Annotated in this window: 14 protein-coding genes; 8 read left to right on the top strand and 6 right to left on the bottom strand. The window is 67.6% G+C overall.

The features are described 5' to 3' along the window. Positions 1-62 precede the first annotated feature (62 nt). On the top strand, positions 63-1,034 hold the full coding sequence (locus ACQ3DC_RS14150) for an NERD domain-containing protein (protein ID WP_430752523.1): 972 nt from the start codon (positions 63-65) through the stop codon (positions 1,032-1,034). Positions 1,035-1,085: 51 nt separating this feature from the next. Next, the gene (locus ACQ3DC_RS14145) at positions 1,086-1,649 is read left to right on the top strand and encodes a DUF4190 domain-containing protein (protein WP_430752522.1); all 564 of its coding nucleotides are present in this window, start codon (positions 1,086-1,088) and stop codon (positions 1,647-1,649) included. A 125-nt stretch (positions 1,650-1,774) separates the two neighbouring features. Here ACQ3DC_RS14145 and ACQ3DC_RS14140 read toward each other — a convergent pair whose 3' ends face one another. Further along, entirely contained in the window at positions 1,775-3,205 is a 1,431-nt protein-coding gene (locus ACQ3DC_RS14140; RefSeq protein WP_430752521.1) for an FAD-binding oxidoreductase, read from the bottom strand. A 171-nt stretch (positions 3,206-3,376) separates the two neighbouring features. Continuing rightward, on the bottom strand, positions 3,377-4,075 hold the full coding sequence (locus ACQ3DC_RS14135) for a FadR/GntR family transcriptional regulator (RefSeq protein WP_323057818.1): 699 nt from the start codon (positions 4,073-4,075) through the stop codon (positions 3,377-3,379). 131 nt (positions 4,076-4,206) lie between these two features. Here ACQ3DC_RS14135 and ACQ3DC_RS14130 point away from each other — a divergent pair, with 131 nt between their 5' ends. Genes ACQ3DC_RS14130 through ACQ3DC_RS14120 form a run of 3 tightly spaced genes read left to right on the top strand, consistent with a single transcriptional unit; the run spans position 4,207 to position 8,346 of the window. Continuing rightward, a complete protein-coding gene (locus ACQ3DC_RS14130; protein WP_157239794.1) occupies positions 4,207-5,571 on the top strand; it encodes an SLC13 family permease in 1,365 nt (454 codons plus the stop codon). Between the two features lie 53 nt (positions 5,572-5,624). Next, on the top strand, positions 5,625-6,836 hold the full coding sequence (locus tag ACQ3DC_RS14125; RefSeq protein ID WP_430752520.1) for a CaiB/BaiF CoA transferase family protein: 1,212 nt from the start codon (positions 5,625-5,627) through the stop codon (positions 6,834-6,836). 1 nt (position 6,837) lies between these two features. Continuing rightward, entirely contained in the window at positions 6,838-8,346 is a 1,509-nt protein-coding gene (locus ACQ3DC_RS14120) for a carboxyl transferase domain-containing protein (RefSeq protein ID WP_430752519.1), read from the top strand. Between the two features lie 17 nt (positions 8,347-8,363). On the opposite strand, the gene ACQ3DC_RS14115 is transcribed toward ACQ3DC_RS14120, so the two are convergent. The 4 genes from ACQ3DC_RS14115 to ACQ3DC_RS14100 form a co-directional block, all read right to left on the bottom strand. After that, a complete protein-coding gene (locus tag ACQ3DC_RS14115; protein ID WP_321215043.1) occupies positions 8,364-8,618 on the bottom strand; it encodes a lipopolysaccharide assembly protein LapA domain-containing protein in 255 nt (84 codons plus the stop codon). A 545-nt stretch (positions 8,619-9,163) separates the two neighbouring features. Continuing rightward, positions 9,164-9,376 carry a hypothetical protein gene (locus ACQ3DC_RS14110; RefSeq protein WP_157239786.1) on the bottom strand — a complete coding sequence of 71 codons (213 nt, stop codon included), beginning with the start codon at positions 9,374-9,376 and terminating at the stop codon, positions 9,164-9,166. A gap of 86 nt (positions 9,377-9,462) precedes the next feature. Next, the gene (locus ACQ3DC_RS14105) at positions 9,463-9,717 is read right to left on the bottom strand and encodes a hypothetical protein (RefSeq protein ID WP_321215045.1); all 255 of its coding nucleotides are present in this window, start codon (positions 9,715-9,717) and stop codon (positions 9,463-9,465) included. Between the two features lie 136 nt (positions 9,718-9,853). Then, positions 9,854-11,329: an amidase gene (locus ACQ3DC_RS14100; protein WP_321215046.1), complete on the bottom strand. Its 1,476-nt coding sequence runs from the start codon at positions 11,327-11,329 to the stop codon at positions 9,854-9,856. 195 nt (positions 11,330-11,524) lie between these two features. On the opposite strand from ACQ3DC_RS14100, the gene ACQ3DC_RS14095 reads away from it, so the two are divergent. The 3 genes from ACQ3DC_RS14095 to ACQ3DC_RS14085 all read left to right on the top strand — a co-directional run bounded on the left by ACQ3DC_RS14095 (position 11,525) and on the right by ACQ3DC_RS14085 (position 13,144). Then, positions 11,525-11,851, top strand: coding sequence for a rhodanese-like domain-containing protein (locus ACQ3DC_RS14095; protein WP_157239784.1), 327 nt, complete (start codon positions 11,525-11,527; stop codon positions 11,849-11,851). Between the two features lie 13 nt (positions 11,852-11,864). Continuing rightward, entirely contained in the window at positions 11,865-12,803 is a 939-nt protein-coding gene (gene pheA, locus ACQ3DC_RS14090; protein WP_430752518.1) for a prephenate dehydratase, read from the top strand. Between the two features lie 137 nt (positions 12,804-12,940). Then, positions 12,941-13,144: a hypothetical protein gene (locus ACQ3DC_RS14085; protein WP_157239781.1), complete on the top strand. Its 204-nt coding sequence runs from the start codon at positions 12,941-12,943 to the stop codon at positions 13,142-13,144.

Raw genomic sequence — 13,144 nt, 5'->3', positions numbered from 1 at the left:
GAAAGTACTTATATACCGCTGCCTGCGTGCCCTGTTACCTTCGAAAAAATCCGGCAAAACGTATGGAAGCAAGGCACGACGGCGGGCGGCCGCCGTCGTCCTTCCGGCAGGGAAGCAGGGACGCCATGGGGGCAGGAGACGGGGCAGCCGAGCAGTCCAGGCTGGCCGCGGAGAGGGTGGCCAGGCTCAAGCGCCGGCTCGACGAAGCGGAGCGTTCCACGAAGCCGTGGGACGCGGGCGCCGAGAAGGCAGGCGCCGAGGGCACGACGGCAGTAGCCGAGAAGCTGGGCGAGCTGGTGCCGTTGGGCTGGCACGTGCTGCATGATGTCCACTGGCCCGGCCGGCCCAAGGCAAGCCTGGACCACGTCCTGGTGGGGCCGGGCGGCGTGGTTGTGGTGGATTGCAAGGACTGGACCGGGGAGGTCCGTGTTGCCTCCGGCGTGCTGTGGCAGGGACGATACGCCCGGACCCAGGCCGTGGAGGGGGCGCTGGCCCAGTGCGCCGCCGTGACGTCCGTGGTTCCCCCGACGCACCGGAGGCTGGTGCGTCCCTTAATCTGCATGGCTGCCCAGCCGGACCTCTTCGGCGTGACGAACTCGGATGTTGCAGTGGCCGGAACCGGCCGCGTCGTGGGGGCAATAGAAGCCCTGCCTGCGGTCCTAGACCGGCAGGCCGTGGAGGGTCTGTACAAACACCTCGGCCAGGAGCTGACCCACGAACAGGAAGCCGGCATCACGGCGCTGCGGAGCATACGGCCCGGAACTGCGGTTCCGCCCGCCGGAACGTCCGCAAGTGATGGAGCAGGGCCAGCAGGTGTTGCCCCGAGGGCGGCCTCGCCGTCCCGTCCGGTGGTCCAGGACAACCCCTCCGGGACCATGCCGGCCGGACTTGGCCCGGTCCGGCGGCACAATTCGGCTCGGCACGGTGCCGGCTCGGCGGCGCGCCAGCACGGAGCTGGCGGCGCAGGAAGGCTTGCCCTCCTTGCCGCTTTTGTGATCTTTGCGGTGTACGTCCTGCCCTACTGGGGACAATAGATCCCCCAACCGGCCGGGAGTAGGCTGGAACAAAATCCAAGGGGGAAAACCATGTCCGACCAGCCCAGCCAGCGTCCCGAATCCGGACAGCCCGAGTCCGCCGCGCCGTCGGGCTTTGAGCCGCCCCGTTTCGCCGCGCCCTCCGCCGGCGGGACACCACCGCAGCCGCAGTACGGGCAGGGTGGTTACGGGCAGGCCGGCTATGGGCAGGGCGCTTCCGGTCAGGACGCCTACGGCGAACCGGGCCAGTACCCGACGCCGTACGGCCAGCAGCCGAGCCCTTATGCCCAGCAGCCGGGCCCGTACGGCCAGCCTGCCAGCCCCTATGGCCAGCCGGCGTACTACGGCATGCAGGCGGAGCCGAAAACGCTGAGCATTGCCAGCATGGTGTGCGGGATCGCCTCCGTCATCATGGGCTGGCTCCTGCTGCCGCAGGTCGCCGCGATCATCACCGGACACATGGCGCTCAAGCGGGAACCGGCGGGCAGGGGCATGTCCATCGCCGGCCTGGTCCTGGGCTACCTGTGCTTGCTGGGCTACGGTGCGCTCTGGCTGCTGGCCATCATCGGGATGACCATAGCCGGCACCACCAGCGGTTCGGGCAACATGTACTGAACGCCAGTCATGGGCCAGGCCAACCGCCTGAACCAGCCGCTGGGGCGGTCCGGCGCTCCCGCGCCCGGGCCGCCGTCGTGCGTCTAAAGCGTGTCTTTACGCCGTGCGTTCACGCCGCCGTGCGTTCAGCCTCGCGGAGCCTGCGTCGGCGGGATGTTGTGGTTAAGGCGGAAGATGTTGTGGGGGTCGTACCGGTCCTTCAGGGCTGACAGCCGCTGGAACTTCTCCGGTCCGTACGCCGCGCGAGCGGCATCCGGCCCCTTGAGCCCGACTTCCGCACCCAGGAAATTGACGTACTCCCCGTGCTCTGCGAAGGGCTGCATGAGCCCGTGTGCTTTGCGGGCGAACGCGGTCAGCCGCTCGTCCTCGGAGGGATCGCGCCAGAACCCGTAGACATTCAGCCAATACCGGGCAGACCGGTTCGGGAACGCCGTGGCATCGTCAGGTACCCGTCCGAACGCCCCTTCCATATGGTGGATATCGATGCCGGTGCCTTCCCACGCAAGCTCGGAGGCGAAACCCAGCAGGACATCCACCGAGTCCTCATCGAGGCGGGAAAAGGAGACGTTCTTCCAGTAACCGCGCGAGCCTTTGGGAAAGACGCTGTCCATGGCGCTCTGCCAGTCCAGCCAGGAGGTGGGGCCGACTTCCTCTTCGTCGGGCGGAGCGCCGGCCCGGAGCCGGTCGACAAGGGCGAGCCCGGCCCCGTGGTCCTCCGCGACCCACGCAAACCCGATGATCATCCACGGGTCGCTGCCCATTCCGAATTCCGCAGGGAAGACCAGGAACGAGACGATCGGGTTCATTTCATCGGGCAGGTTCCGGGTCCAGTCGGCAAAGGCAAGGAGGGCGTTCCGCCAGTGTTCCCGCCGGTAGAACAGGTTCCCGCCCAGCGGGGCCGGCGGCAGCGCGCGGGCATGGAAGGTAAAGGACGTCACCACGCCGAAGTTTCCGCCGCCGCCGCGCAGGCCCCAGAACAGCTCCGGGTTCTCGTGGGCGGCGGCGTGCAGGTGTTCTCCGGTGGCGGTGACGATGTCCACGCATTCCAGGTTGTCCAGGCTCAGGCCGCTTGACCGCGTCAGCCAGCCCACGCCCCCGCCGAGCGTCAGTCCTGCCACGCCTGTTCCGCTAATCACTCCCAGGGGGACGGCAAGGTTGTGGGCGGCAGTTTCGCGGTCGACGTCGGCAAGGGTGGCTCCGGGTTCAACGGTCACCAGTTTGCTGCCGGCGTAGACCTGGACGCGCTTGAGCTGGCCCAGATCCAGGACCAGTCCGCCGTCAACAGTGCCGTGTCCTGCAACATTGTGGCCGCCGCCGCGGACGGCCAACGCCAACCCCGTGCGCCGCACTGCGTCCAGAACGGCGTCAATATCCGGCATGGCCCCGGCCCGGACGACGGCTCGCGGCCGGAGGTCGACCATGCCGTTCCACACCCGCCGGGCTTCCTCGTACAGGGGGTCATGGGGCTCGATCAGGGAGCCGGACAGCTTCCCGCGCAGCTCGTGCAGTGCCTGCTGTACCGCCAGTTCCCTGGTGTTCTCATGGACTGTGGACATCGTCGGTGCTCTTCCGCTTAAGGGGCTAAGCCCCCGGGGATAAGGAAGATATGGAAGGCGTCAGGCGCCTGTGATGAGGAACTGCCGGCAAATTTGGCCGGAAGCAGGATGCGATGTCCAGAGTGTAAAACCGCCGCACCGCGGGGTCAATAAGCGCGCGCTACCCGCGCGTCAGCGGAGCAGCTCCACGTCCGAGACCAGCTCGATGTGGGCAAGCATGGCTTCGGCGGCGCCGTCGGCATCCTGCCCCCTGACGGCATCGGCGATCTTGCGGTGGGAGGCGAGGGACTGCTCGGGCCGGCCCGGCTGGCCGAGGGATTCCATCCTGGTCTCCAAAATCATTTCTGCGATGAAGGCCATGAGCTGCGCCAGCACCGAGGAGTGCGCTGCCGCCGTAATCGCCTGGTGGAACAGCTCGTCGCCGCGGGCTCCGCGGTCGCCGTCGCTGATCTCCTTCGCCATGACCTCGAGCGCCTCGTCGATGGCAGCCAGGTCTTCATCGGTACGCCGGACAGCGGCGAGGGCGGCAAGCTTCACTTCAAGGGTGCTGCGCGCCTCCACGATTTCCGGCAGCCGGCTCTGGTGCTCCCGCAGGCCCTTGATGACCGAGGCCACGCTGGGCCGCCGGGCCAGGACGGCGCCGGTACCGTGCTGCACGTCGATCACCCCGAGCACCTCAAGGGCAACGAGGGCCTGGGCTAGCGTGGCGCGGGAAACGCCGAGGCGCTCGGCAAGGTCGCGCTCCGCCGGCAGCAGGTCGCCGGGCCGCAGCTGGGCAGACTCGATGTAGGACAGGATCTGCTCCACGAGCTGTTCGTACAGCCGGGGCCGCGTGATTCGTTCCAGTCCCAGCCGTGATGCCTTCTCCACAAAGCCCTCGCTACGTCGTCGGTCCCTCCACAATACAGCCTTCTCCTATTGACAGATAGACTCGGTCTCTAGGAGGCTAGTCCAGTGAGCCAGTAACTCACGTCACACTTTCGTCCAACGGAGGACCAACGATGTCCGCTCCTGTTTTGTCCATCATCATTCTTGCGGCGATGTTCCTGCTCGCCACCGTCCTGCCCCTGAACATGGGCGCCCTTGCGTTCGTGGGCGCCTTCCTGCTGGGTACCGTTGTGCTGGGAATGTCCACCAGTGACATCCTGGCCAACTTCCCCGGCGGCCTGTTCCTGACCATCGTCGGCGTCACGTACCTCTTCGCCATCGCCCAGAACAACGGCACCATCGACCTACTGGTGAGGGGCGCCGTGCGGCTGGTGGGCAACCGCGTAGCCCTGATTCCCTGGGTCATGTTCGCCATCACCGCCGTCATCACGGCCGTCGGCGCCCTGTCTCCGGCCGCCGTCGCCATCATTGCCCCGATCGCCCTCAGCTTCGCCGGGAAGTACAGGATCAAGCCCCTGCTCATGGGCATGATGGTGATCCACGGAGCGCAGGCAGGCGGGTTCTCGCCCATCGCCGTGTACGGCGTCACGGTGAACGGCATCCTCGCCAAAACCGACCTGGACTTCAGCCCCACCGCCTTGTTCCTGTCCAGCCTCGTCTTCAACCTCGTGATCGCCCTGGTGCTCTTTGTGGTCCTGGGCGGCCGTGCACTGCTGTCCTCCAAGGTGAGCCACTTCGTGGAGCAGGCAGCCGAAGCGCGGATGGCTGTCAGCGTCGGGGCCAAGTCCGGCGACGTCCCCTTCAAGGGCTTCGGCTCCGGCATGTACGGACCCCGGGATCCGGCAGGCGACGGCGTGGCAGCCACCAAGGAGCGCTCCGAGCGCGTCCCGCAGCTGGTGACCATCGCCGGCCTCATCGCCTTGGCCGTCATCGCCCTCGGCTTCAAGGTGGACGTTGGATTTGTCTCCATCACCATTGCCATCGTGGTGGCGCTCGTCTCGCCCGCTGCCCAGAAGGGCGCCATCAACAAGATCAGCTGGTCCACCGTGCTTCTGATCTGCGGCATGCTGACGTTCGTTGGAGTGCTGGAGGAAGCCGGAACCATCGAGTTCGTCTCCAACGGCGTGGCCGGCCTGGGCATGCCGCTGCTGGCGGCCCTGCTCATTTGCTTCATCGGTGCCGTGGTCTCCGCCTTCGCATCGTCCACTGCCATCCTCGCCGCACTCATCCCGCTCGCGGTGCCGTTCCTGTCCACCGGCGAAATCGGAGCGGTCGGCGTGATCTGCGCCCTGGCAGTTGCCTCCACCATCGTGGACGTTTCGCCCTTCTCCACCAACGGTGCGCTGGTCCTGGCCAACGCGCCCGAGGGCGTGGACAAGGACCGGTTCTACAAGCAGATCCTGGGCTACAGCGGCATCGTCATCGTCGCAGGGCCCGTCCTTGCCTGGCTCGCCCTGGTGGTCCCCGGATGGCTCTAGCCACGTAACCTCCGCACCCGCCTTTCCCGTTCCACCAGAAAAGGAACCAGCGCATGAGCAGAACCGACAGTACGCAAGGACCCTTGTCCGGCCACCTCGTGGTGGACCTGAGCCGGGCCCTGGCCGGACCGCATGCCGGCATGATGATGGCGGACCTGGGCGCCCGCGTCATCAAAGTGGAGAACCCCGGCACCGGGGACGACACCCGCGGCTGGGGCCCGCCCTTCGTGGGCCCCCCTGAGGACCCCCAGTCCACCTACTTCATGTCCTGCAACCGCAACAAGGAATCCATCAGCCTGGACCTGAAGAGCGGAGATGGCCAGGCGGTGCTGCGGGGGCTGCTGGAGCGCGCCGACGTGGTGATCGAGAACTTCCGTCCCGGGGTGATGGACAGGCTGGGCTTCTCCACGGCCGCCATGCACGAACTCAACCCGCGCCTGGTAATCCTCTCCATCACCGGGTTTGGCCACGACGGGCCGGAATCCCGGCGCAGCGGCTACGACCAGATCCTGCAGGGCGAGGCCGGGCTCATGTCCCTCACGGGGTCAGGGCCGGACGACCCCCAGCGCGTCGGGGTTCCCATTGCCGACCTGCTTTCCGGCATGAACGGGGCGTTCGGAGTGGTGGCGGCGCTGGTTGAACGGGACAGGACCGGCCGCGGGCAGGTAGTGCGGACTTCACTGCTGGCATCACTGATCGGGGTGCACGCGTTCCAGGGCACCCGCACCACGGTGGCAGGGGAAGTTCCGCAGGCGCAGGGCAACCACCATCCGTCCATTGCTCCCTATGGCCTTTTTGCCTGCCGGGACGGGAGCGTGCAGATCAGCGTCGGCAGCGAAAAACTGTGGGCCTCGTTCGCCGCGGCCTTCGGCCTGGACGCGGCGGCGCCCGGCTTTGCCAGCAACGCCGAAAGGGTGGGGAACCGCTCCGGCGTGATTGCCGCCGTCGAACGCGCCTTTGCCGGCTACGGGGCAGCAGAGCTGCTGCAGAAGCTGAACGACGCCGGGATCCCCGCAGGCAAGGTGCGCTCGCTTGACGAGGTGTATGCGTGGGAACAGGTTGCGTCCCAGGGCCTGGTAGTGGACGTCGACCACCCGCTGCTCGGCAACGTCAGCCTGCCCGGGCCGCCGCTGAGGTTCTTTGCCGCCGGTGACGCTGCGGAAACCACCGTCACCGAACACGACGCGCCGCCCTTGCTGGACGAGGACGGGCAGGCCATCCGCGAGTGGCTGGGCCTCGGTGCTGTAGCCGCGGGGGCGAAATAGCATGGCGACGACGGAAAAGGTGCGGCACCTGGGCGCCGCCGAACTGCTGGACAACGTGGTGGACCAGGGTTCCTTCGTCTCCTGGGACACGCCGGTGCAGGAGCCGCCGCTGTCCGGGGAGTACTTCCGCGACCTCGCCAAGGCAAGGGGCCGGAGCGGTACGGACGAGTCCGTAATCACGGGCGCCGGGCTCATCCGGGGGCGCCGGGTGGCGGTGATCGTCAGTGAGTTTTCCTTCCTGGCGGGATCGATCGGCCACGCGGCGGCCCAGCGGATCGTGGCCGCCGTCGAGCGGGCCACGGCTGAGGGGCTGCCGCTGCTGGCCGGCCCTGCGTCCGGGGGCACCCGGATGCAGGAAGGGACACTGGCCTTCCTGTCCATGGTGAAAATTACCGGGGCCGTGCGGGCGCACCGCCAGGCCGGCCTTCCCTACCTGGTCTACCTGCGGCACCCCACCACCGGCGGCGTCATGGCCTCGTGGGGATCCCTAGGCCACATCAACGTGGCAGAGCCCGGCGCCCTCCTGGGATTCCTCGGCCCCCGGGTCTACGAGGCCCTGCACGGCGAAGCCTTCCCGGAGAACGTACAGACAGCGGAGAACCTGTTCAACAAGGGACTGATCGACGGCGTGGTGGAGCCTGCCGACCTCGCCGACCTGGTGGCCAGGGCCCTGGACATCCTGTGCGCGAAGCGGGCCGGCGTTCCGGCGAAGCCCGCGACGCTTGGCGTCCGGCCTGCTCCCGTGGATGCGTGGACATCGATCGGCATCTCCCGGCGTCCCCGGCGTCCTGACCTTCGGCAGCTCCTGAAATACGGCGCAGTGGATGCCCTGCCCCTCAACGGAACGGGCCAGGGGGAGAAGGACCCGGGGCTGCTGCTGGCCCTGGCCCGCTTCGGCGGCCAGTCCTGCATCGTCCTGGGCCACGCCCGGCCGCTCCGCAGGGACGCTGCCGGCATGGGGCCCGGATCCCTGCGGGAAGCGCGCCGCGGTATGAAGCTGGCCGAGGAGCTGCGGCTGCCGCTGCTCACAGTCATCGATACGGCGGGTGCGGCGCTCTCGCAGGATGCGGAGGAAGGCGGGCTGGCAGGGGAGATCGCGCGCTCGCTCCACGAACTCATTGGCCTGGCCGCCCCGTCGGTCTCCGTGCTGCTCGGCCAGGGCGCCGGGGGAGGGGCGCTGGCGCTGCTGCCGGCGGACCGGACCATTGCGGCGCAGCACAGTTGGCTCTCACCGCTGCCTCCCGAGGGTGCCAGCGCCATCGTGCACCGCACAACGGCACATGCCCCCGCGATGGCCCAGGCGCAGGGCGTAAACGTCGCATCGCTGTACGCCAACGGCCTCGTGGACCACATCGTGGATGAGCGGGACGACGCCTCCCTGGAGCCGCGCGAATTCTGCCGGCGCATGGCAAAGGCCATCGAGTATGAGCTGGGCTCGCTCGCTGGCCTTCCGGTTCCAGGCCTCGTTGCCGCGCGGTCCGCGAAGTATCGGAGCCTGGGCGCGGGGTGACATGGCCCCTCCGCGCGCTACCTCCGCTGCTGGACCCTCGCGCGGTGGGCGTTCCTGCGCAGCTGGAGGATGCGGGCGCCGCCCGCCATCGCAACGAGGACGCCGCCGGTCACGCTGGCGATGAACAAGGCCATGCCCAGCGGGACCATTCCTTCCAGCCCGAAGTAGCGGACCACCACCTGGTCCTGGTTCTGCAGGATGAAGATGATCAGCAGGATCAGGATCACCAGGGCCGCCACCACGGCAGCCCACACCACCCCTGCGCGCGTCACCCGGGGCTGATCCGCAGCCGCCGGGGTACGTGTTGTAGGACTGGGGGTAACGGGCGAGCCGCTTGCCGGCCGCGCATTCGGCGCAGCCGCAGTGCCGGTTCGGTCCGCCGGCGGCATTCCTTCACCACTCGGCTCCGGCTGCCCCTCAGGCCCCGGCGTGTACTGTCCAGCACTCATTCGTGTCCCCTTCCAAAATGCTAAGCATGCTTACAATGCCACCTTAGCGGGCGGGGTTCGGCAGGCACAACGCCAGTTCCGCTGAGCCCCGGCGCTCCGGCACCTCATATTCGCTCTTCGACGGTCGTCAGCTCACCCGCTTCGTCCGCCACAAGAGTCCACCGGGTAACAGTGCCGTCCGGGGCGGGCTGCGATCCGCGGGGCCAGTGCGTTGTCAGTACGGCGGCGGACCCCACTTTCCCGCCGCGGTTCGGCGGCAAAGGTCGTCCGCAATGTCAGGGGTTTCGCCGGGACCGCGTCCGGAAGACAGCGGAAGGGCCCTCAGCGAAGACCCCTCCGTTGACTTTTCCACGGACTTTGCGCCAGCGTCATACCCTCTCCCTGCGCCGTTCAGCAGAGGTGGTGCCGGGCTTCGGTGTCTTCCACCAGGCCGGGAAAGCCCAGAACGTGAAGTCCTGCGCCTTGACTGTCTTCTCCGGCGTCTCTACCGGGGTTTCCGGGGTGTCCTGCTTGGCTTCAGGCCGGCGGCGGGTTTCCTTCCTATCGCCCCACCCGAAGTCCTTGCTGGATGAATAGCACATCACAGACCTCCTTACAGTGACTGCCCTTTAATCGTCCTCCCGTTTCCGTGGGGAGTCGACACCTTTTGCGCAAAGCCTCTGCGGCGTCACTGTTCAGTCATGCCCGAAGGGTGGTTGTCCGCCGTGATCACGTCCTCGGCCTCCTGCGGGCGGTGGAACTCGCACGGGCCATGGTGCCGGAGGGGCAGGAGGCAGGTCCGTCCAGTGGGCAGGTGGACCATGCCGCAGCGGCCCCTCTCGGCCAGGTCCTCCCGGATGGTGGCGTTGTTCAGGTCCGGCCTGGCCGGGTTCGCTCCGTGGGGTGTTTCGCTGGCAGCGGCGCGGGAGTGTTCAGCATTCATGGTCGGCAACTCCTCGTTGAGTGATAGCCGGATAAGGGAAGCGAAAGCCGGGCGGACTCTGCCAGTCTGGTCCCGCACGGTTACGGCAGCATTAAGCGGGTGTTAGATCCAGGTCAACAAGCCCTCCACGCGGCTTTTAGTACCCCAACTGATTGGCCACCTGGAGCAGGAGGGCCTCGGAACCGGCCGGCCCCACCAGTTGGATGCCCATCGGCAATCCCTGGCCGGGTGCTCCTCCGGTCCAGTGGACAGGAAGGGTGACGGCCGGCAGGCCACAGACATTGACCACGGAGGACCATGGCGCGTACTCGCACTGCTTGCGGTAGTCCCCGTCGGCGTCCCCCGGCCACTGGGCCGCGGGCCACCGGTCGCCGCCGTGCATGCCGGTGAACCAGCCCACCGGACGCGGCGTCTGCGCGAGCGCCGGCATCAGCATCAGGTCCCACCGGGCGTACTGCGCCACAGTATCGTGCTGGAACTGCCGCAGGAAGGCCAGGGATTCAGCGAGTTTCGCCGGGCTGCGCTGCTGTGCCCGACGCCGGAAGGTGCGGGTCAGGGGAGCCAGCAGCGCCTCACGGTGCGGGCTGATCCTGGCCGTCCCCACTGCCGCAGTCCAGGCCGTCGTGAAGGCGTCCGGGTAGCGGTTGTCATAGCGGATGGAAGCCTCGCCGAGGGAATGCCCGGCATGTTCAAGCAGGCGGATGCCCGCATTGAGGGCATCCAGCGCTTCCTGCTCGGGGCTGAAAGGAAACGTCCCGGACCACGGGCTGTCCAGCGTAATCCCGATTCGGAGCTTCGCTGGTTCCTGCTTCAACGCCGCGAGGTAGCCGCCGTCCTTTTCGGGAACATCCCCGGGCATGCCGCGCGTGCGTGCAGCGGGCGTGGACATTGCGGAGGAGGGCCCGGCGGGCACCAGGGCGTCCATCATAAGTGCGGCATCGGCGGAGGTCCTTGCGATGGGGCCGGCCACCACCAGCCGGGCGGGATCCCCGAGGCTTTCCCCGGCCGGGACCAGGCCCCGGCCGGGCTTGAGCCCCACCAGTCCGCAGGCTGCAGCGGGAATCCGGACAGATCCACCGCCGTCGGTCCCCGGCGCGAAAGGAATCAGCCCGGCGGCCACAGCAGCAGCGCTGCCGCCGGAGGATCCCCCCGAGCTCCTGCTCAGGGCATGGGGATTGCGCGACGGCGGCGCGATCCGGTTTTCGCTGTAGGCGGTCAACCCGAACTCGGGCACTTGGGTCTTGCCCAGCGAAATAGCCCCCGCTTTACGGAGCAGGGCCACCAGTGGTGCGTCGCTGAGGGCCGGCTTGTGGTCCACCGCGGCGCTGCCGTGCGTGGTTGGCACGCCTTCCACGTCGGTCAGGTCCTTGTAAGCCAAGGGCATGCCGTGCAGGAGGGGCAACTCCCCGGCCGGAATCCGGGACCGCAGTGAGTCGGCGGAGCGGGCCTGCTCCATCGCCTGGTCCGCCGTCACGGTGACAAAGGCGCCCAGGGGGACGTTCTGCCGGTCTATCCGCTGCAGGAAATGGGCTGCCGCCTCCGCTGCTGAGACCTTCCCCTGCCGCAGCTGGTCCCGGAGGGCCACTGCGGGCAGTTCGTGGAGTTCAGCCACGGGAGCCCGCGGCCAGGGCAGGATGGCCGCGGCCCGTTCGGCCTCGGCCTCCGGCTGCGGCCAGGACGCGGTGTTCAGGAAGCAACTTTCCTCCTTGGGTTCACACAGAAGCTTAACTTGGCTGCGCGCAAGCCCCTCCGGGAGGTAAAGCACTAGGCTTAAAGCGACCCCCGATCCGCGAAGGCAGGAATCACCATGAGCGATTTCGACAACGTTCCCGTCAACGACATCCCCGATGATGCGGTCATCCTGGACGTCCGTGAGGATTACGAATGGGTGGCAGGGCATGCAGAGGGCGCCCTCCACATTCCCATGGACCAGCTTCCGGGCCGTCTGGAGGAACTCGACCCTGACGAGGACGTCTACGTCATTTGCCGCACCGGCGGCAGGTCCTTCCGCGTGGCGCAATGGCTCACGGGCCAGGGCTACACCGCCATTAACGTTTCCGGCGGCATGGACATGTGGCTGGAAGCCGGCAAGCCCCTCGTCTCGGACAACGGGCTGAAACCGATGGTGCTGTAGGCGAGGAATATTCATGTCCGAGTCCTCCGTGACCTATGCCTTCCTCGGGCCCGCGGGTACCTTCACCGAGGCTGCCCTCATGCAGGTGCCGGATGCCGCGCAGGCTACCCGCGTGCCGTCGTCGAACGTCAATGCTGCCCTGGATAAAGTGCGTGACGGTTCGGCGTTTGCTGCCATGGTCCCAATAGAGAACTCGGTGGAGGGCGGCGTTACCGCTACCTTGGACGCAATCGCCGGCGGCAAGGAACTGCGGATAATCCGCGAGGTCCTGGTGCCCATCAGCTTCGTGCTTGTGGCCAGGCCGGGGGTCGGGCTGGCGGACGTGCGCCGGGTGTCAACCCACGGCCATGCCTGGGCGCAGTGCCGGCTGTGGATGGACAGGAATATCCCATCAGCGGAATATGTACCCGGTTCATCCACTGCCGCTTCGGCAATGGGGCTCCTGGACGAGGCCTGCCATTATGACGCGGCCATCTGCGCTCCCCTGGTAGCCCGGGAACAGCCCGGGCTGACCGTTCTGGCGAAGGACATCGGTGACAACCCGGAGGCCGTGACGCGCTTCATCCTGGTCAGCCGCCCGGGCGCGCTGCCCTCGCGCACCGGAGCGGACAAAACCACCGTTGTGGTGCCGCTTCCGGAGGACCGTCCGGGAGCCCTGATGGAGATCTTGGACCAGTTTGCCAGCCGCGGCGTAAACCTCAGCCGTATTGAGTCCCGGCCCACCGGACAGTTCCTGGGGGACTACTTCTTCAGCATCGACGCCGACGGGCACGTGGGCGACGAGCGGATGGCCGATGCCTTGGCCGGGCTCCACCGCCTCAGCCCGGCCACGCGCTTCCTCGGGTCATATCCCCGCGCGGACATGCAACGCGCAGTGGTGGAACCGCACACAGCTGACCAGGCGTTTCGCGCAGCGCGGGAGTGGGTGGAAGGCATTCTCCGGCCTGCATGACAGGGCGCCGAAAACGGCCCTGCCCGCTTCGCCCAAAGCGTACGCAAATGCCCCCTGAAGTACTTTCGCGGGCTGTTGACAATGCGTATGCTTGCCTGATCCACATGGGGGATGGCCCCTAGCGAAGGGAGCGCGTCATGACCACCAGCGGCACCGAAAACGACGGCCAGGGGATGATCGTCAACCCCCGGCCCACTGCCGACAACCAGGACTGGGACGGCGACGACGCCGACCGTGCAGATCGCCTGCGCTTTGAAGAAGAACAAGCCATGATCCGCGAGCAGTCCGAGGCCCATGCCGCCGCCAAAGCTGCCGAGGAGCACAAACGCAGCCGCAACTGA

The sequence above is a fragment of the Paenarthrobacter sp. NEAU-H11 genome, from assembly GCF_050573415.1.
Taxonomy (GTDB): Bacteria; Actinomycetota; Actinomycetes; order Actinomycetales; family Micrococcaceae; genus Arthrobacter.
Note: the sequence above shows the minus strand (reverse complement) of the source record. Positions and strands in the feature narration are given on the sequence as shown.